Genomic DNA, 18,506 nt, shown 5'->3' with positions numbered 1-18,506 from the left:
CTCGCGAGTACACCGGGGCACCATCACCTTCCGTGACTGACACGGCCGACCTTGACCAACTGGACGCGCAGCAACTGCGCGAGATGGTCCTCTCCCTGAGGAGAGGGGCGGTAGCCGACAAGCTTGAGATCGAGCGCCGAGACCACGAGATCGCGTTCAAGCAGGCCGCCATCGATAAACTCACGCACGAGATGGCCGTGCTCAAGCGGCTGAAGTTCGCCGCCAAGTCTGAAGCCTTCAACGCCGAGCAGAAGAGCCTGCTGGAGGAGACCATCGATGCCGACTTGGCGGCGATGGAGCGTGAGCTGGAGGAACTCGCGACCGCGCCGTCTGCGCAGCGTGAGAAGCAGCAGCCCAAGCGCAAGACACTGCCCGCGTACTTGCCGCGCAGGGAGATCCGCCACGAGCCTGAGAGCGCCACCTGCGCCTGCGGCTGCAACCTCCAGCGCATCGGTGAGGATGTGGCCGAGAAACTCGACTACCAGCCTGGCGTGTTCACGGTGGAGCGCCACGTTCGGGGCAAATGGGTCTGCACGAAGTGCGAGACGCTGGTGCAGGCGCCCGTCGCCCCGCACATCATCGACAAGGGCATCCCGACGGCTGGGCTGCTCTCACAGGTGCTGGTAGGCAAGTACCTGGATCACCTGCCGCTGTACAGGCAGGAAGCCATCTTCGGTCGCGCTGGCCTGGCCATCCCGCGCTCGACACTGGCCAGTTGGGTCGGACAGTGCGGCGTGCAGTTGCAACCGCTGGTCGATGCGCTCAAGCGTGAGATGCTCCGAAGCTCGGTTCTGCATGCCGACGAGACCCCGGTGGCGATGCTCAAGCCGGGCAACGGCAAGACACACCGTGCGTACCTCTGGAGCTACTGCACGACGAGCTACAGCGCGCTTCGCGCGGTGGTGTTCGACTTCGCCGACAGCCGTGGGGGTCAGCATGCTCGCGCCTTCCTCGGGCTGCCGGACGAGCATGGCTGGCGCGGCACACTGGTTTGCGACGACTTCAGCGGCTACAAGGCATGCTTCGAGCTCGGCGTCACCGAGGCGGGCTGCTTGGCGCACGCGAGGCGCAAGTTCCACGAACTCTGGGCCAATCACGGCAGCCAAGTTGGCGAGCAAGCACTGAAGTTCTTCGGCGAGCTCTATGCCGTCGAACGCGAAGTCGCTGGGTTGATGCCTGAGGAGCGAAGGCGAATACGACAGGAGAGATCGCGCAGCGTGGCCACTGCGCTGCAACAATGGCTCGCGGGGCAACGGCAAAGAGTGCCGGATGGCTCGACCACGGCCAGGGCAATCGACTACAGCCTGAAGCGCTGGAACGCGCTCACGCGCTACATGGACGACGGTGATCTGCCGGCGGACAACAACTGGGTGGAGAACCAGATCCGCCCGATCGCCATCGGACGATCGAACTGGTTGTTCGCAGGCTCGTTAAGGGCAGGCCAGCGCGCTGCGGCCATCATGAGCCTGATCCAGTCGGCGAAGCTGAATGGCCACGAGCCGCACGCCTACCTGAAGGACGTCCTCGAGCGACTGCCCACGCAACCGGCCCGTCGCATCGCTGAGCTTCTACCTCATCAGTGGCAGCCAACGAGCGTGCCTACCTAAGGTCATCAGCGCCTTGGGAGGCGCTGGCATACTGCAGGACGGAGGAGCGCTCAGTGAACAAAAAGCCATACCCACCCGTTGAAAGCTGGCAGCGCCGTCTTAGTCGCGCAGAAGCTGAAGCAGAGCTGCGCAAAGAGTCCGATGAACTCGGCATCCCGATCAGTCCTCATTGGCAGGAGCGATGGGAGAACTTTGTGCTCAACCTGCAGCCGGAAGACGAACTCTGGTTCTGGGAATACTTCCCGCAGCCCATGACAGGCGGAGCCGGGTACTGCATCGTGCGCAACGGCTCAAGCACCGCGTGGATAGCGACCATGCGCAGCTAGTGCGCAGGAAATGCCCTGACTTCGCCGGACGCATACCGCCCACCAGGTTGCCAGCGGTCGGCATCTCCGGCGTGGATGGTGAGAAGGCCGTAGTACGGCTGGGATGGGGCCCGTAGGTTCCAGGCATTCGCAAGCTGAAAGCCGCATGAGGCGGGCCACAGCATCACACCAAAGTTCCGACGCCAGCGTGGCTTAGCTGCTCACCGCTCACGCTCCACAATAACCGCCTGATCGTCGGTCCGATGGAACCCACCCTCTTAAACCTTTCGGATGAGCGAGACTCGTGCCGATTTCCGCCGCGTCCACCTCAGCTCAGCGCGGTCCTGTGCTCAGCCAACGGACAGCCAAGCCCGCCCCGGAAATCTGGCCTGACCGACCCTCGAAGGCTTTCTGTGGCTTGCCCCAACCCGAGCCGTCCATCACGTCTGCTCTGGTGATCAGACCCGGGAAGGCGCCGCGGGCATCCTGCCATCGATGTCCGTGAACCCGTACTCTTGCGCCAGTTCTGCAACCAGATGCAGTCGACCGCTCTTTTCCATGATCGCTGGATCGGCGGCCAAGCCAACCACGGCCCGCCCTGCGAACTCGGACGACTCCCCGCTTTCCATGATCCGCTTGGCCAGTGGTGCAGGGACCCGGTCCGGCTGAGCGAGGAACTTCTCGCTCTTGGTAAAACCCGGCCAAATCACGACCGCGGCCACGTTGAAGGGCTTGAGGTCGTGAGCCATGTCCTTAGCCATCTTGTCGACGCCGGCCTTCTGCACTCCGAAGGGCACGTTGAAGGCGTAGCGCAGAGCTCCGCCCGAGGAGGTATTGACGATCAGTCCCTTGCGGCGGGCAACCATCCTCGGCGCCGCGCAGCGATTGGCGATGTAGTGCGAGCGCAGCCCCACCCGCAGCAGATCTTCCCAAAGGTCGTCTTCGAGCTCCCAGAAGGGCACGTTGACCGGCATGTGGGACGGGGCCGCAAACACGTTGTTCACCAGGATGTCGATCGCTCCGTCCTGTTCATCGTGCACACGCTCGAAGACGCGCTTCACGCTGGCGTCGTCGCCATGGTCGCAGACGATCGGGATGCATCGGCCGCCACGCTGGGTGATTTCATCGGCGGTTTCCTGAAGGGACCCCAGCCAGTTTGACGCGCCGGCCTCGAGCGTGCGCCCAGTCGCATAGACCAACGCACCCGCTTCACCGAGCGCCAGCGCGACGCCCTTGCCGACGCCTCGCGTTGCGCCCGTCACCACGGCCACTTGGTCCTCAAGCGGCCTGTTGCGATTCAGCATGTTTCATTTCTCCTTGATATCGATGGGATTCAGGGGCGGTGCCGCAGCGCGATCGGACACAGCCATGCGTCCGCGCCACTTGGACAGCAGCGGCAGCACGAACACGGCCCCGAGCATCACGGCGCCGTAGAGAACGCCCGTGAGCTTTTGCGACAGCTTCTCGGCGACGTCGGGCACGAAGGAGAGAAAGACCGCGGCCACAAAGGTACCCACGCTCGCCGCGACGGGGGCTGCCGCCTGCGCCTCCGGTGCGTTCGCGCAGGCCCAGCTCGACTAGAAAGAGCCGCAAGCCGTGGCGCTCGGCTATGTCGCAGATTCAGCCAGGGCCGATACGAAGAAATCCCCGAAGCACGACAACGCCCAGCTGTGCAACGGCTGCGCACTGTGGCAATCGAGGCCGACCGGCCCGCAGGGCAGCTGCGCGCTGTTCTCCGGCAAGCAGGTCAACGCCAGGGGGTGGTTCAGCGCCTGGGCGAAGAAGGCCTGAGGGCCGGGCTGCCGGCAGCCCGGCATTCAAAGACCCAGTGCGACCCCATCACCGCGAGGGTCGTGCGCGCCCGCCAGGCTGCCGTCGGCTTCGAAGCGGATCACGCCGGGCAGCCCTGCCAGTGGGCTGTGCGCGGCGATGGGCGCGACCTCGTGGCCGCGCGCGGTCAACGATGCCATCACCTCGGGCCCCACGTCCTGCTCCAGCTTCAGGCTGTCGCGGCTGTCGGAGAAGGTCCGTCCGAGCAGGAAGCGCGGCCTTGCCAGTGCCTGCGCGGGGTCCAGGCCGAAGTCGATCAGCCGGGTGAGCAGCGCCACCAGGGTCTGCGGCTGCCCGTCCGCGCCCTGCGTGCCCAGCAGCAGCTCGGGCCGACCGTCGCGAATGAAGGCGACGGGGTTCAGCGTATGGAAGGGCCGCTTGCCGCCGCGCAGCCCGTTGGGATGGCTCGCATCGTGGTGGAAGGCCGCGCCGCGGTTGTGCCACAGCACACCGGTGTCGCCGGCCACGACACCGCTGCCCCAGTCGTAGTAGATGCTCTGGAGCACGCCCGCACCACGGCCCGAGGCGTCCGCGGCCGCGAAGAACACGGTGTCGCCGTGGCGGAATCGCTGGGGCCAGGGCATCGCCCGTGCGCCGGCCTGCGTCCGCGCCGCCTGCTGTTGGATGTAGGCGGCGTCGAGCAGCCGCTGCACGGGCACCTCGGTGAAATCGGGGTCGGCCAGGAAGCGGTCGCGGTCGACGAAGGCCAGCTTGATCGCCTCGACCATTCGGTGGAAGTGCTCGGCGCTGCCTTCGGCGATGCCGGAGAAATCCTGCTCGCCGAGGATGCCCATGGCTTCCAGCGTGGCAAAGCCCTGCGTCGGCGGCGGCAGGCTCAGCAGCGTGCCGCCGCGGTAGGGCACGGCCAGCGGCGTCACTTCCCGGGCGCGGGTGCTGCGCATGTCGTCCAGCGTGAGCGGCGAACCCGCGGCCTGCAGGCCGGCCGCGAGGCGGTGCGCGACTTCGCCTTCGTAGAACTCGCGCGGGCCCTGCGCCGCGAGCCGCGACAGCGTGTGCACCAGCCCGGGCTGGCGCTGGTGCTGGTGCGAAGGCCCGACGGGAAACGCCGCGTCGAAGCCGTGCCAGTGCTGCGTCTCTGCGGCCCGCATCTCGTGCCAGAAGCGCTGCGAGGCCGACACGGCAAAGCCCTCCTGCGCATGTTCGATCGCGCGAGACAGCAGTGACGCCCAGCGCTGGCGGCCCTGCCAGTTGCGCGCCGAGATGTCGAAGGCTCGGGCCCAACTGTCCACCGCCGCGGCCGTGGTCAATGCCGACGCGCCGCCGCGCAGCGGGACTGGCCCCGACTGCGGTGGGAGCGCTGCGGCGGCCTGCCCGACGCCGGAAATGCCGCGCACCGGCGCACCGGGCTGCGCGATGAGCCAGAAACCGTCACCTCCGAGCCCGGTGAAGTGCGGGCACACGACGCACAGCACGGCCGCCATGGCGATGGCGGCCTCGATGGCATTCCCGCCATCGGCCAGCACTTCCAGGCCTGCCGCACTGGCCAGCGGATGAGGGCTCGTCACCATGCCTCGCCGGGAGGTGGCCGAAGCACGTGCCGTGGGCTGGTGTGTGGGCTCAGCGGACATGGAAGCAGTCATGCGGAAGTTTGTTCATGCCGCCTGCGTCAGGAAGGCCGCCACCATCTGGCGGGTCATCTTCTGGTGCGCCTTCTGCCAGGCCGCGGCCTGCAGGTCCTTGTTGAAGATGCGTGAGAGCGTGAACGCATGGGCGCGGCCGTAGTACGACAGGCTCACCATCGCCACGTACAGGTGCAGCGCATCGATGCCACTGCGCACGACGCCCGCCGCCACCCCGCGCACCAGCAGGCGGCGGATCAGCGCGATCACCGGCGACGACATCTCCGGGATCCGGTTCGAGCGCGCGAGGTGCCGCGCCTCGTTGAGGTTCTCGAAGGCCAGCAGCTTGCGCAGCCGCGGGTGCGTCGCGAAGTGGTGGTCCACGAAATCGGCGATGTGCAGCAGGCCGGTCAGCGGCTCCTCGGCCTCCGGGTCCAGCCGGAGTTCTTCGTGCCGCAGGTCGGCCATCACCGCTTCGAGCACGGCGACGTACAGGTCATCCTTGCTCCCGAAGTAGTGGTACAGCATGCGGATGTTCGTGCCGGCGAGCCGTGCGATGCGTTCGGTGCGCGCGCCGCTGTAGCCCTCGTTCGAGAACTCGTCGGTCGCCGCTTCCAGGAGCTTCGCGCGCGTGAGTGCGGCGTCGCGCCGCGCGATCGTCTCCTGGGCCGGCGCCTGCCGTGGGGAAAGTTTGCTCATCGTGTGGATGGGGATGCAGGCGCTAGTGTCGCGGCAAGTTCGAGCAGCCGTTCGTCATTGCCCCTGGCCGAGATGAAGGATGCGCAAGGCGGCAGGCCCTCGGCAGCCGGCAGCGGAAACACCACCTGCGGCAGCCCCGCATGGCCGGCCACCGCGCCGAGCGCCAGTGCGCGCTCGTAGAAGGCGCCGCGCTGAGCCGCATCGGCCCGGCGCGAGAGCGCAAGGTAGGGTGCGGCAGGAATCAGCCACGCCTCGTCGGGGCCCATCCTCTGCGCCAGCCGCGCGGCGGCCTGGGCGCGCCAGTCGCTCCAGCGCGTTCCCTGTGCGGCATCGAGCGCCAGCGCCGCCTCGAAGCGCGGCGCGATGGCAGCGCCGAAGCGCGGCCGCTGTCGCCGGATCCACGGGCCGACGTGGGCCCGGATCTCCAGGCCCTGGAGCACGGCATAGGCTTCGAACCAGTCGCACCAGTCGCTGCCGCCATAGGCGCTGCGCTCGCTGTCGATGCGCATCAGGCGGGCCCACGCGGCCAGCGGCTCGCGCACCGCGGGCTCCGCCAGCGCCAGCGCGTCCGTGGCCACGCACAGGCGCAGGGGCGGCGCGGGCCGGTTGCTGCCGATGCGAGCTTCGGTGCCGAGCAGCGCATGCCCGGCGCGGCGCAGCAGGTCGGCATCGCGGGCGAACCACCCCACCGTGTCGTAGCTCGGTGCGAAGGGCAGGACCCCGTCGAGCGGGATCCGCCCGTGCGTGGGCCGCATCGCGGCGACCCCGCAGAACGCCGCCGGTACGCGCACCGAGCCGCCCGTGTCGGTGCCCAGCGCCAGGTCGACCTCCGCCCATGCGACCGCGGCGGCGCTGCCGCTGGACGACCCACCGGGCAGCCGATCGGGGTCGCGCGGATGGCGCGGCGCGCCGTAGTGGGCGTTCTCGCCCTCCAGGCTGAAGGCGAGTTCGTCGCTGATCGTCTTGCCGACGACCCGCGCGCCTGCGCCACGCAGCGCGGCCACGCAGGGCGCGTCGTGCACGGCCGGCGCGTGGCTGGTGGCCCAGTCCGGGTTACCGCCGCCGGTGACGGCGCCTGCGATATCGATGAGGTCCTTCACGCCCAGGCGCACCCCATTCAGCGCGCCAACACCGGTGGCGGGCCGCTCGCAGCGGGGGCCGGGCATCCAGCCGCCCGAGCCGTGCGCTGTCTCCGTGTGCATCAGGCGGGCAGCGCCGCGAGCACGGCGGCCGAGTCGGTCACGAAGCCGAAGCACTTCTTGACGTTCCAGATCGTCGCCTCGGTGCAGAAGTCCGGCGAGCTCGTGGCGCAGCAGTCGCTCAGCATCACGCAGCCGTAGCCCAGGAAGTTGGCGTCGGTGAGCGTGTGCAGCACGCACTGGTCGGTGTTGCAGCCCGCGAAGAGGATGCTGCGTACCCCGAGGTTGCGCAGGATGCTGTCCAGCGGCGTGTCCCAGAAGCCGCTGATGCGGTGCTTGTCGACCAGAAAGTCGCCCTCGTGCGGTGCGAGCTCGTCCACGATGGCCGCGGCCCACGAGTCCTTCTGCAGCACGTGGCCCTTGCCGCCGGGCAGCGGGTCGCCCAGGCCGACGCCCGTGCCGCTGTTCTTGTACAGGTGGATCTGGTTGGGCGGCATGTTGGCCAGGTCCGGGCGGTTGCCCCAGTTGACCCAGACGACCGGCACGCCGGCGCGGCGCAGCCCGGGCAGCAGCTTCTGCAACGGGGCGATCGGCGTGCGGTCCGCCGCATAGTTGCCGCCGATTAGGTCGACCCATCCGCCCTCGGTGCAGAAGTCGTTCTGCAGGTCGATGATGACGATGGCCGTGCGGCGCAGGTCGAGCACCACGTTCTGCGGCTGCGCCTGCACCCGGGCGCGCAGCGGCGCGGGCGGCTCCACGGACATATCGACCTCGCGCTCGCTGGCGACCCAGTAGTACTGCTGGCCCAGGCCCAGGGCGCCGTCGGGCCGGGCATCGGGGAGATAGGGGTGGCGTTTCATCAAAGGCTCCGGTGGTGTGCGGGCGAAGGGCGCATCGCCGCAGGCTGGTGCATTCGTTGCGGTCGCCGCACCGATATGCGGCAAAAAGTCGGCGAATTCACTGGCACTGTTATTGCGATGCGTTGTCGGTAAGTAATTGATTAGTTACTTAACCCTCCAACTAGCGAAAGGCATGCCATGCAGATTCCGTCTCCCTCCCGCCGCGCCGCCGTCCTCGCAGGCGTCAGCGCCTTCACCGCCCTCGTGCTGAGCCTGCCGGCCTCGGCCGCCGATCCGATCGCGGTCGGCATCCTCATTCCCGGGTCCAAGTCGGACAAGGGATGGATGGAGTCCGGCTACGACGGGCTCGTGGCCGCACAGAAGGAGTACGGCGCCAGGATCAAGGTGCAGATGATCGAGAACATCAATTACGCCGACATGGAACAGGCGCTGACCAACCTGGCCAGCAAGAACGCGCTCGTGATCGGCGTCGGCGGCCAGACCCAGGCCGCCGTGCTCAAGGTGGCCAAGCGCTTCCCCAAGACGCACTTCTCGATCGTCGGCGGCAACAAGGCCGAGGAGACGGCCAACGTGGCCGGCTACGACGTGAAGCAGGCCGAGATCGCCTTCGTCGCGGGCGCCGCCGCCGCGATGCTCTCGAAGAACGGGGCCGTGAGCTACGTGGGCGGCATGGAGATCCCTTCCATCGTCAACGCCGGCAAGGAGTTCGGCAACGGCGCCAGGTACATCAAGCCCGGCATCAAGTACTTCGAGAACTACACCGGCGACTTCGACAACGTGGCCAAGGCCAAGGAAGCCACGCTGGCGGCCATCGCGCAGGGCGCCGACGTGCACTATCACATCCTGAACCTCGGCCTGCGCGGCATGGAGCAGGCGGCCAAGGAGAAGGGCACGAAGATCATCGGCAGCTACACCAACCGCTGCGGCACCGATCCGCTCTATCCCGCCTACAGCATCACCGGCGTCGGCTATCAGGTGCAGTACGCCATCAAGGAGGCCGTCGGCGGTACCTGGAAGGCCGGCTACAAGCCCTTCGGACTGGCCATGGGGCCGAACGCATCGGACATGGTCATCTGCGGGGCGACCGACGAACAGAAGGCCAAGCTCGAGCAGATCAAGAAGGACATCCTGTCCGGCAAGATCAAGGTGCTGGAGGGCTGATGCGCGAGCGCCACGCCATCGGCCTCGGTGACGGCATCAGCGACGGCGGCCCGGGGTCCGCCGCAACGCCGGCCGCCGCGCCGCTGCTGAAGCTGGAGGGGCTGTCCAAGCGCTTCGGCGCGCTGCAGGCGCTGCAGGACGTCGCGCTGACGTTCCATCCCGGCGAGGTCCACTGCCTGCTGGGCGAGAACGGCGCCGGCAAGTCCACGCTGTGCAATCTCGTCTTCGGCGTGCACGCCGCGGACGCGGGCGAGATGACGCTGGCCGGCGGAGCGTTTCGCCCGCGCTCGCCGGCGGATGCCCTTTCTCACGGCATCGCGATGGTCCACCAGCACTTCAGCCTCGTGCCCGACATGACGGTGCTCGACAACCTGCTGCTCGGCCAGGTGCGCGGCGTGCTCGACCGCAAGGCCGGCGCGGCGCGTATCGCCGCGATGCGGGAGCGCTACGGGCTCGCGCTCGATCCGCATGCGAAGGTGCAGGACCTGTCGGTGGGCGAGCGCCAGCGCGTGGAAATCGTGAAGTGCCTGGTGCGCGAGCCGCGCCTGCTGGTGCTCGACGAACCCACCGCCGTGTTGCTGCCGCAGGAGATCGAGGCATTGCTCTCTGTGTGCACGCGCGTGGCGCAGCAGGGCTGCGGCGTGGTGCTGGTCACCCACAAGCTGGCCGAGATCCAGCGCGTGGCGCGGCGTGCGACCGTGCTGCGCGGCGGCCGCGTGGTGGCGCATTCGGACGCGCCCGCACAGGACATCGACGCGCTGGTGCGCGCGATGATCCAGCGCGACCTGCAGGCGCCTGCCGCAGCGCCGGTACGGGCGTCTCGTGCGTCCCGGCCGGCACCGGGCAGCCCGACGCGCGAGGCAGCGCTGCTGGCCGACGGCCTCACCGTGCGCGACATCGATGGCGTGGTGCGCCTGGACAACTTCACCCTGGTGGTGGAGCCGGGCGAGATAGTGGCCATCGCCGGCGTCGAGGGCAATGGCCAGGGCGAGCTGGGCGCGGTGCTTTCGGGAATGCTGCGTCCCACCGAGGGGCGCTATTTCGTCTGCGGCGAGGACATGACGCGCGCCACGCCGCGCCAGCTCAGCGCCGCGGGCTGCGGCGTGGTGCCCGAAGACCGGCATGCGCTGGCCTGCGTGACAGGCATGACCGTCGCAGAGAACATCATGCTCGACCGCCTGGACCGGTTCCGGCGCTTCGGCCTCCTCGACCGTGCGGCCATGCGCCGCTCGGCGCTCGACCTCATGCAGCGCTACGACGTGCGCGCCGCCAGCCCCGACGTGCCGTTCGGAGGCCTTTCGGGCGGCAACCAGCAGAAGGCGGTGCTCGCGCGCGAGCTCACGCTCGAGGGCCTGCGCTTCCTGCTGGCGGCGCAGCCCACGCGCGGCCTGGATGTCGGCGCGGTCGAGGCCGTCTACGGCCACATCCGGGCCACCGCGGACCGCGGGGTCGGCGTGCTGCTCATCTCGTCGGAGCTCGACGAACTGCTGAGCGTCGCCGACCGCGTGCTGGTGCTCTACCGGGGCCGGGTGATGGGCACATGCCCCACGGCGGGCGCGGACCGCGCGCGCATCGGTGCCTGGATGGCCGGGCACCGTGACAAGGAAGATGTTGCAGAGGAGGTCGCCCCATGAGCGGTCCTGCACTTTCCTGGTCACGGCTCAGGCCGACCCCTGCGCTGCAGGTCTCGGCAGCCGCCGTGCTGCTGGCCTTTGGCGTCGGTGCCTTGCTGATCGCCGCGCTCGGCGTGCCCGTAGGCGATGCGGTCGCCGCGTTCGCGGACGGCGCCTGGGGCTCGTCCTATGCGCTGGCTGCCTCGATCAACCGTGCGCTGGTGCTCATGCTGGTCGGCCTGGGTTTCATCCTGGCCGAGCGCGCGAACCTCACGAACGTGGGCGGAGAAGGGCAGATTGCCGTTGGCGGCATCACGGCCACGGCGCTCGCGCTGTGGCCACCAGTGGCGCAGCTGCCGTGGGGGCTGGCCTTCATCGTTCCGATGCTCGGCGCCTGCGCGGCGGGCGCGTTCTGGGGCGGCATCGCCGGCGTCCTGCGCGTCAAGATGGGCACCAACGAGGTCATCGCGACCTTGCTGCTTTCCTTCATCGCCATCTGGATGGTGTACGGCAGCGTGCAGTCCGAGCACCTGCTGCGTCGGCCGATGACGAGCAGCGCGACGCTGCCCGAGTCGCTGGAGATTCCGGTGGCGACTCAGCTGCCGCTACTCACCGGCGATGCGGGTACGCCGCTGCACGTCGGCCTGCTGATCGGGGTCGTGCTGGCGGTGGCGGTGGCGCTGCTGCTCAACCGCACGGTGACGGGACTGCAGCTGCGCGCGACCGGCCTGAACCCGCGCGCGGCTCGCCGCGCCGGCATACCCATCGGCCGCCTCGCCATCGGCGCGCTCTGCGCAGCCGGCGCCTTCGGCGGACTTGCCGGCGCCTTCATGCTGCAGGGCGAGCAGTACACGCTCAAGGCCGGTTTCTCGTCGGGCTACGGCTTCGACGGCCTGGTGGTGGGCCTGCTCGCACGCGGCAGCGCGACCGGCGTGGTTGCGGGCTCGCTGCTCTTCGGCTTCCTGCGTTCGGGCGGGATCAACATGGAAATGGTGGCGCAAGTGCCCACCGCCCTGGTCGTGGTGATCCAGGGTCTCATCATCGTGACGCTCGCCGGGGCAGCCATCGGCATCCAGCGCATGGAGGCGCGACGCAAATGATCGATCCCGAACTGGCCGCCGTCTTCGTCGGCTCGAGCATCCGGCTCGCCGCACCGTTGCTGCTCGCCGCCACCGGCGAGCTCGTGAGCGAACGGGCCGGCGTGCTCAACATGAGCGTGGAGGGCCTCATGCTGGCCGGCGCCTTCGCAGGCGCCACCGCCTCGTGGGCCACCGGCTCGCCGTTGCTCGGCCTGCTCTGCGGCGTGCTGTGCGTGCTGCCCATCGCGTGGCTCCAGGCCTTTCTGAGCATCACGCTGCGTGCCAACCAGATCGTCACCGGCATCGGCATCAACATCCTGGTGCTCGGCGCGACCACCCTGGGTTACCGGGCGATCTTCGGCAGCCGCTCGCGCGCCGAGATCCCGGGCCTGGACAAGTGGGCGCCACCCGGCCTGTCGGAGATACCGCACCTGGGCGAGCAGGTCTTCCGGCAGGCATGGCTGCTCTATGCCGCCATCGTGCTGATCGTGTTGGTGGGCTGGGTGATGCGCGCCACTGCGCTCGGCCTGGCGATCCATGCTGCGGGCACGTCGCCGCAGGCGGCGAGCCATTCGGGGTTGAAGGTGAGCCGCATCCGGTACGGCGCTGTGCTGTTCACCGGCTTCATGTCCGCGTTGGCGGGCTGCTTCCTGTCGATAGGTGACATCCACACCTTCACGGAAGGCATGACCGGCGGCGCCGGCTACCTGGCGATTGCGGCGGTGATCTTCGGCAACTGGCGCCTCGGCCGGACCGTGATGGCCTGCTGTCTCTTCGGAGCCGCCACCGCGCTGCAGTTCCAGCTTCCTGCGATGGGCATCGAGGTGCCCAGCGCCCTGCTGATCGCCTTGCCCTACGTGCTCGCGCTGCTGGCGGTGGGCGGGCTGGTCGGTCGACAGGTCGCGCCCGCAGCGCTCACGAAGCCGTTGCTCGCGCAGGGCTGAAGCGCAGGTGCCGAGGAGGCGGCCCTGCACGCGAGGCCGCCGGCCTCAGTCGCGACCCTCGTAGTAGCGGCGGTACTGCTCGCGCTCCCACTGGCGGCGGCGCCATTCGCGACGCTCGGCACGGCGCTCTTCCCAGCGTTCGGCGCGACGTTCCTCCCAGCGCGCGGCCGGGTCGTAGTAGACGGGCGGCGGAACGGAGTAGACCGGCCGCGGAGCCTGGTAGTAGGCCGGCGCCGGATAGGTATAGACGGGGGCCGGCTCGCTCACGACCACGCCGGGGACGTTGATGCCGACGGACCAGCTGGTGCCGGCGTTGGCCGTTGCGGCGACGGTCAGGGCGCCGGCGGCAACAAGGCCTGTGGCGGCAAGCTTGAAGACGGCTCGCGAGAGAATCATTTTTTCAACTCCAGAGGCGGGAATCGCCCCGATGCGCTTCCAACGGACGGCGACCCGATACTGCGCACATCGCGACGGTGAAGAACGTTCCCAAATGTCACTGTGCCGCGCGGCCTGCTGCGGCGTTGGCGATCCTTCGCGCATGTCGGGCAACCATTGCCGTTCACCTCCCATCCACTTGTGAGCAAATGCGAAGGATTCACGGACGAAAGAACATGCAGTCGTGATCGCTGGCGCGGTGCCGACGGGCCTGGCGCTCGCCGGCGAACTGGCACTGGCAGGCGTCGACGTCTCCATCGTCGAGCGCCGCCCGGACCAGGCGCTTGCCGGCTCGCGCGCCGGCGGCCTGGGCTCGCGCACGCTAGAGGTCCTGGACCAGCGCGGCATCGTCGAGCGGTTCCTCGCGCAGGGGCAGAAGGCCCAGGTCACGGGGGTTCGCGGTCACACGACTGGACATCAGCGACTTTCCGACCCGGCACAATTACAGGCTGGGGCTGCGGCAGAAGCACATCGAGCACATCCTTGCCCGCATGGATCGACGAGCTCGCGGTGCCGATCTACAGGGGGCGCGACCTGGCGGGCTTCGTGCAGGACGAGGCGGGCGTCACCATCGAGATTTCCGGGGGGTAGCGTTGCGCGCCGCGTATCTCGTCTGCTGCGACGGCGGCCGCAGCCTCGTGCGCAAGACGGCCGCCATCGCGTTTCCGGAATGGGAGGCGACGACCAGGAGCATCGTCGCCGAGGCGGAGATGACCGAGGAGCCGCCGCTTGGCGTGCATCGCACGGCCCGCGGCATCCATGCTTTCAGCGGGGAGCAGTACGGGATCCGCGACGGCAAGATGCAGTCGACCGCTCTTTTCCATGATCGCCGGATCGGCCGCCAAGCCAATCCCAGCCCGCCCCGCGAACTCGGAGCACTCCCCGCTTTCCATGATCCACTTGGCGAGTGGTGGTGGGACCCGTCCGGCTGAGCGAGGAACTTCTCACCCTTGATAAAACCCGGCCAAATTACGACCGCGGCCACGTTGAAGGGCTTGAGGTCGTGAGCCATGTCCTTAGCCATCTTGTCGACGCCGGCCTTCTGCACTCCGAAGGGCACGTTGAAGGTGTAGCGCACAGCGCCGCCTGAGGAGGTATTGACGATCAGTCCCTTGCGGCGGGCAACCATCTTTGGCGCCGCGCAGCGGCTGGCAATGTAGTGCGAGCGCAGCCCCACGCGCAGCAGGTCTTCCCAAAGACCGTCTTCGAGCTCCCAGAAGGGCACGTTGACCGGCATGTTGGACGGGGCCGCAAACACGTTATTCACCAGTATGTCGATCGCTGCATCCTGTTCATCGTTCACACGCTCGAACACGCGCTTCACGATGGCGTCGTCGCCATGGTCGCAGACGACCGGGATGCATTGGCCGCCGCCCCGCAATGGATTTGCCGTCCAATGCTCAGGTGCGCGCCTTTCAACGACCGCCATCCGCACGGCTTGGCAGGCGATCGAATGTCAAATACCCCCCTGAGGGCGTGGGGTCGAAACGAAGGGCATCTATAGTGCGTGACTTTCGTCACGGTCTGCAGATGGTCCTAACGCACTTCGAGATGGAGCAACGGCTTCGAAACGCCGGCGTAGCCGTGCGCCCGTATCCCACGCTCAACAAGTTTCTTTGCGATGTGAACCCGGAAGCTGCAGACAAGATGCTGGTGCAGGCGGGGACGGCTTGGGAAAACGAAGTGGAGCGTCTCTTTGCGATGCAGCAGCAGGCGGACGAACTCACTGCCTATGCAAGCTTCGGACAGTTGTTCGATGAAGTGTGTACAGAGGAGGGGCTCTCCGCAGCATTGGCCGTGCTCAACGAAGCCGTGCCGCACCGGTACACAGCCATCTATCGGTTACGCGATGGGCGAATGCTCAACGTTGCCCTGGTCGACAAGCAGGGTGAGCCGCTTCCCGATTTTCTCGCTGAGGTCCCGATCGCTTCGAGCTTTTGCCAGTACGTGTTGCGCGACGGGTCATTTCTGACGGGGGATTCAGGCAGCGACACCCGGCTAAACGGTCACCCGTACCAAGGCGTGATGCTGTCCTACTGCGGGATTCCGATCTTCGATCTGCAGGGGCGCGCCGTGGGCACCGCGTGCCACTTCGACTTGGTTGCGCGCGACATTGCCGACGAAAAGGTTGCTCATCTGCGGGCTGCTGCTCGAATTCTCACGAACTACCTCTCGGATCACTCAAGCGGACCTTCGTAGGTTTGTAAGCGTCCCGTGAACCCATCTTGAATCGGCGTTAGGAGCAAAGGATGCTCGTGTCCACTAATACTTGGTGGACACGTGAACACTATCTCTCCTCAGCACACAAGCGATCGGCGGCGGCGCCGCCTGCACAGCGACGAGTTCAAGGCCAACGCCGTTGCGTTGGCCGCGCAGCCTGGCATGTCGATGGCGGCTGTGGCAATGTCTCTCGGTATCAATGCGAACCTGTTGCGTCGCTGGGTGCGTGACGCGGAGATCCAGCCGCGTAGGCCCGAGCCAATTGATGTACCGAAGGCACTGCGTGGTGCAGCCCAAAACCCGGAAGTCAGCGGATTCGTGCCTGTGCAGTTGCCCGCGCCGGCTGAGACGCCTGCGCCTCCCGGCGACATCCGCATGGAGGTGCGCCGCGGCGCCGTGCACGTCGTGGTGACCTGGCCAGCCGCACTGGCCAGCGAGTGCGGTGCCTGGCTGCGAGATCTGCTGCGGTGATCAAGGTCGAGGCTGTCTGGTTGGCCGTCGAACCGCTGGACATGCGATTGGGCATTGAAGCTGCGCTGGCGCGGGTCGTGCATGTCTTCGGCGCCGCCAGACCCCACCACGCCTATCTGTTCGCCAACCGCCGCGCCAACCGGATGAAGGTGCTCGTGCACGACGGCATTGGGATCTGGCTGGCAGCCAGACGGCTGCATCAGGGCAAGTTCCTCTGGCCCCATGACGCCGCTCCCACGCTCAATCTGAGCCATTCCCAGTTCGACGCCCTAGTGCTGGGCCTGCCGTGGCAGCGTGTCGGCGAGGCCGGAGTGATTCGCGTGATCTAGCGCAATTGCCGAAGTTGCTGATGCTCACCTGGGTGTCCTGGGGCATCATCACCTTCCGTGAGCGACACGGCCACCAACCTCGACCACCTGGATGCGCAGCAACTGCGTGAGATGGTGCAGTCGCTCATGGGCCGGGTGGAGGCCGGTGAACTGGAGATCGATCGGCGCGACCGCGAGATCGCGTTCAAGCAGGCCACCATCGACAAGCTCACGCACGAGATGGCCGTGCTCAAGCGGCTGAAGTTCGCTTCGAAGTCAGAAGCCTTCACCGCAGAACAGAGGAATCTGCTGGAGGACACCCTGGACGCAGACCTGGCGGCGATGGAGCTGGAGTTGGAGCAGCTCACACCGGCCAAGTCGGCACCACAGGGCAAGCAGCAACCAAAGCGCCAGGCGCTTCCTGCCTATCTGCCCCGTCGGGAGATCCACCACGAGCCTCACAACGTCACCTGCGCGTGCGGCTGCGCGCTCAAGCGCATCGGGGAAGACATCGCCGAGAAGCTGGACTACCAGCCCGGCGTGTTCACGGTGGAGCGCCACGTGCGCGGCAAGTGGGTGTGCGCCCGATGCGAGACGCTGATCCAGGCGCCGGTAGCGCCCCACATCATCGACAAGGGCATCCCGACAGCCGGGCTGCTCGCGCAGGTGTTGGTGGCGAAGTACCTTGATCACCTACCGCTTTATAGGCAGGAAGCCATCTTCGGCCGGGCGGGCCTCGCGATCCCTCGCTCGACGCTGGCCGCTTGGGTGGGCCAGTGCGGCGTTCACCTACAGCCGCTGGTGGATGCGCTCAGAAGCGAGATGCTCCGTAGTCAGGTGCTCCATGCGGACGAGACCCCCGTTGCCATGCTCAAGCCCGGCCACGGCAAGACGCATCGGGCGTACCTCTGGAGCTACTGCACGACGGCCTATGACGTACTACCCGCAGTGGTGTTCGACTTCGCCGACAGCCGCGGCGGACAGCACGCCCGGGCCTTCCTTCGGCTTGGCGGAGAGAACGGCTGGCGCGGCACCCTCGTGTGCGATGACTTCTCCGGCTACAAGGCGTGCTTCGAGCTGGGCGTCACCGAGGCCGGCTGCCTGGCGCATGCCAGGCGCAAGTTCCATGAACTGTGGGTCAACCACGGCAGCCCGATCGGCGAGCAGACCCTGAAGTTCTTCCGCGAGCTCTACGATTTCGAGCGCGTCGTTGCCGAGTTGGCGCCGGAAGACCGCAGGCGCGTGCGCCAGGAGCGCTCACGCAAAGTGGCCGATGCGCTGCATCAATGGCTCACTGCGCAGCGGCAGAAGGTGCCCGAAGGCTCGGCGACCGCTAAGGCCATCGACTACAGCCTGAAGCGCTGGCTGGCACTCACGCGCTACATCGACGACGCGGATCTGCCCGCCGACAACAACCGGGTGGAGAACCAGATCCGACCGATCGCGCTCGGCAGACAGAACTGGCTGTTCGCCGGCAGCTTGCGCGCTGGTCAGCGGGCTGCGGCCGTCATGAGCCTGGTGCACTCGGCGCGTCTGAACGGCCACGAGCCACACGCATACCTCAAGGATGTCCTCGAGCGGCTGCCCTCGCACCCGGCCAGCCGCATTGCAGAGTTGCTGCCGCATCGCTGGCTGCCAACAGCCTAGCCTGCCGCCCGGGCTGAGCAAGTGCACATGCAAGCGGCCTCGGGATAAGCGCTTTGTATATGTCGCCGGCGGAAAAATGGGGCGGTCCGACAGGCCGCTTCGGGCCCGAAGCCGAAGGTCGATTCGCTCCAAAGCGGCCTCTCGCCTAGTCGTTCGAGTGGCGGGGCGAGGCAGATTGCCGTCCTCTAAAAAGCCTCAATCCTGCTGCGCTGCACGGCGCCATAAGTCCTCAAACTCTGCGAGGCTCGCGCAAGGCGAAACCCTTGAGGGTGGAAGGAGCTACGCGCGCCAAGTACCTTCACCCGCATGCAGCAGCGCAAAGGAATGGGGATGGATCAAGAAGCCGTACAGTTTTCCTCCCCCTGAAAGCGGCTCCGGCGTCTTGTCGGCTGTGAAGTAGCTGACCACCAAGACCGTTTCTGCATCCGCGAGCGCAGCTCGCAGCGCGACGCGCTCTTCGTCAGTCATGCGTACACGCTCGATAAGGCTTTTTTGAGAGCTGAAGATGTCGCTCTCACAGTAGACGTGAGTGGTAGTGCCTGCCCAAAGCGGGTGTTCCGAGACAACGCTTCTTGCCCTGTCCGCGTCAGATGAGCTCACCTCTTGAC

Annotated in this window: 20 protein-coding genes and 1 pseudogene; 12 read left to right on the top strand and 9 right to left on the bottom strand. The window is 67.4% G+C overall.

Annotated features, from left to right (window positions below):
• Positions 1-32: 32 nt before the first annotated feature.
• Together tnpC (AC1HIL_RS36235) and AC1HIL_RS36230 are read left to right on the top strand one after the other, a co-directional pair.
• Positions 33-1,607 (top strand): IS66 family transposase, encoded by a 1,575-nt coding sequence (tnpC, locus tag AC1HIL_RS36235; protein ID WP_479668794.1) that lies wholly within the window; start codon positions 33-35, stop codon positions 1,605-1,607.
• A gap of 53 nt (positions 1,608-1,660) precedes the next feature.
• On the top strand, positions 1,661-1,933 hold the full coding sequence (locus AC1HIL_RS36230) for a hypothetical protein (RefSeq protein WP_479668795.1): 273 nt from the start codon (positions 1,661-1,663) through the stop codon (positions 1,931-1,933).
• Between the two features lie 437 nt (positions 1,934-2,370).
• On the opposite strand, the gene AC1HIL_RS36225 is transcribed toward AC1HIL_RS36230, so the two are convergent.
• Both AC1HIL_RS36225 and AC1HIL_RS36220 read right to left on the bottom strand, forming a co-directional pair.
• A complete protein-coding gene (locus AC1HIL_RS36225) occupies positions 2,371-3,216 on the bottom strand; it encodes an SDR family NAD(P)-dependent oxidoreductase (RefSeq protein WP_479668796.1) in 846 nt (281 codons plus the stop codon).
• 3 nt (positions 3,217-3,219) lie between these two features.
• A complete protein-coding gene (locus AC1HIL_RS36220; protein WP_479668797.1) occupies positions 3,220-3,429 on the bottom strand; it encodes a hypothetical protein in 210 nt (69 codons plus the stop codon).
• Positions 3,430-3,508: 79 nt separating this feature from the next.
• Here AC1HIL_RS36220 and AC1HIL_RS36215 point away from each other — a divergent pair, with 79 nt between their 5' ends.
• Positions 3,509-3,703, top strand: coding sequence for a high-potential iron-sulfur protein (locus tag AC1HIL_RS36215; RefSeq protein WP_479668798.1), 195 nt, complete (start codon positions 3,509-3,511; stop codon positions 3,701-3,703).
• A 26-nt stretch (positions 3,704-3,729) separates the two neighbouring features.
• On the opposite strand, the gene AC1HIL_RS36210 is transcribed toward AC1HIL_RS36215, so the two are convergent.
• From AC1HIL_RS36210 to AC1HIL_RS36195, 4 genes are all read right to left on the bottom strand, one after another.
• Positions 3,730-5,271 (bottom strand): gamma-glutamyltransferase family protein, encoded by a 1,542-nt coding sequence (locus AC1HIL_RS36210; RefSeq protein ID WP_479668799.1) that lies wholly within the window; start codon positions 5,269-5,271, stop codon positions 3,730-3,732.
• Positions 5,272-5,355: 84 nt separating this feature from the next.
• Positions 5,356-6,021 (bottom strand): TetR family transcriptional regulator, encoded by a 666-nt coding sequence (locus AC1HIL_RS36205; protein WP_479668800.1) that lies wholly within the window; start codon positions 6,019-6,021, stop codon positions 5,356-5,358.
• A complete protein-coding gene (locus tag AC1HIL_RS36200) occupies positions 6,018-7,223 on the bottom strand; it encodes an amidase (protein ID WP_479668801.1) in 1,206 nt (401 codons plus the stop codon). Before AC1HIL_RS36200 ends, AC1HIL_RS36205 begins: the two co-directional genes overlap by 4 nt.
• Positions 7,223-8,020, bottom strand: a complete 798-nt coding sequence (locus AC1HIL_RS36195) for a cysteine hydrolase family protein (protein ID WP_479668802.1) — start codon at positions 8,018-8,020, stop codon at positions 7,223-7,225. Before AC1HIL_RS36195 ends, AC1HIL_RS36200 begins: the two co-directional genes overlap by 1 nt.
• Before the next feature lie 177 nt (positions 8,021-8,197).
• Between AC1HIL_RS36195 and AC1HIL_RS36190 the strand changes: the two genes are divergently transcribed.
• The 4 genes from AC1HIL_RS36190 to AC1HIL_RS36175 are packed head-to-tail and all read left to right on the top strand — an operon-like array spanning position 8,198 to position 12,817.
• A complete protein-coding gene (locus tag AC1HIL_RS36190; protein ID WP_479668803.1) occupies positions 8,198-9,181 on the top strand; it encodes a BMP family protein in 984 nt (327 codons plus the stop codon).
• Positions 9,181-10,815: an ABC transporter ATP-binding protein gene (locus AC1HIL_RS36185; protein WP_479668804.1), complete on the top strand. Its 1,635-nt coding sequence runs from the start codon at positions 9,181-9,183 to the stop codon at positions 10,813-10,815. The genes AC1HIL_RS36190 and AC1HIL_RS36185 overlap by 1 nt, the downstream gene beginning before the upstream one ends.
• Positions 10,812-11,894: an ABC transporter permease gene (locus tag AC1HIL_RS36180; RefSeq protein ID WP_479668805.1), complete on the top strand. Its 1,083-nt coding sequence runs from the start codon at positions 10,812-10,814 to the stop codon at positions 11,892-11,894. Before AC1HIL_RS36185 ends, AC1HIL_RS36180 begins: the two co-directional genes overlap by 4 nt.
• Entirely contained in the window at positions 11,891-12,817 is a 927-nt protein-coding gene (locus AC1HIL_RS36175; protein WP_479668806.1) for an ABC transporter permease, read from the top strand. The genes AC1HIL_RS36180 and AC1HIL_RS36175 overlap by 4 nt, the downstream gene beginning before the upstream one ends.
• 45 nt (positions 12,818-12,862) lie before the next feature.
• On the opposite strand, the gene AC1HIL_RS36170 is transcribed toward AC1HIL_RS36175, so the two are convergent.
• Positions 12,863-13,213 (bottom strand): hypothetical protein, encoded by a 351-nt coding sequence (locus tag AC1HIL_RS36170; protein ID WP_479668807.1) that lies wholly within the window; start codon positions 13,211-13,213, stop codon positions 12,863-12,865.
• A gap of 223 nt (positions 13,214-13,436) precedes the next feature.
• On the opposite strand from AC1HIL_RS36170, the pseudogene AC1HIL_RS36165 reads away from it, so the two are divergent.
• Positions 13,437-13,911, top strand: a pseudogene (locus AC1HIL_RS36165) (FAD-dependent monooxygenase); the annotation flags it as partial.
• On the opposite strand, the gene AC1HIL_RS36160 reads toward AC1HIL_RS36165, so the two are convergent.
• Positions 13,818-14,681 carry an SDR family NAD(P)-dependent oxidoreductase gene (locus tag AC1HIL_RS36160; protein ID WP_479669645.1) on the bottom strand — a complete coding sequence of 288 codons (864 nt, stop codon included), beginning with the start codon at positions 14,679-14,681 and terminating at the stop codon, positions 13,818-13,820. The pseudogene AC1HIL_RS36165 and the gene AC1HIL_RS36160 sit on opposite strands and share 94 nt — an antisense overlap.
• 122 nt (positions 14,682-14,803) lie before the next feature.
• Here AC1HIL_RS36160 and AC1HIL_RS36155 point away from each other — a divergent pair, with 122 nt between their 5' ends.
• The 4 genes from AC1HIL_RS36155 (at position 14,804) to tnpC (AC1HIL_RS36140) (ending at position 17,898) form a co-directional block, all read left to right on the top strand.
• Positions 14,804-15,451, top strand: coding sequence for a hypothetical protein (locus tag AC1HIL_RS36155; RefSeq protein WP_479668808.1), 648 nt, complete (start codon positions 14,804-14,806; stop codon positions 15,449-15,451).
• An 81-nt stretch (positions 15,452-15,532) separates the two neighbouring features.
• Entirely contained in the window at positions 15,533-15,943 is a 411-nt protein-coding gene (locus tag AC1HIL_RS36150) for a transposase (protein ID WP_479668809.1), read from the top strand.
• On the top strand, positions 15,940-16,272 hold the full coding sequence (gene tnpB, locus AC1HIL_RS36145) for an IS66 family insertion sequence element accessory protein TnpB (RefSeq protein ID WP_479668810.1): 333 nt from the start codon (positions 15,940-15,942) through the stop codon (positions 16,270-16,272). Before AC1HIL_RS36150 ends, tnpB begins: the two co-directional genes overlap by 4 nt.
• A 111-nt stretch (positions 16,273-16,383) precedes the next feature.
• The gene (gene tnpC, locus AC1HIL_RS36140; RefSeq protein ID WP_479669646.1) at positions 16,384-17,898 is read left to right on the top strand and encodes an IS66 family transposase; all 1,515 of its coding nucleotides are present in this window, start codon (positions 16,384-16,386) and stop codon (positions 17,896-17,898) included.
• Positions 17,899-18,177: 279 nt separating this feature from the next.
• Here tnpC (AC1HIL_RS36140) and AC1HIL_RS36135 read toward each other — a convergent pair whose 3' ends face one another.
• Positions 18,178-18,366, bottom strand: coding sequence for a hypothetical protein (locus tag AC1HIL_RS36135; RefSeq protein WP_398491882.1), 189 nt, complete (start codon positions 18,364-18,366; stop codon positions 18,178-18,180).
• Between the last annotated feature and the right edge of the window lie 140 nt (positions 18,367-18,506).

The sequence above is a fragment of the Variovorax sp. ISS6 genome, assembly GCF_056523145.1.
The sequence above is the reverse complement of the archived record's forward strand: the minus strand, read 5'-3'. Positions and strand labels throughout refer to the sequence as shown.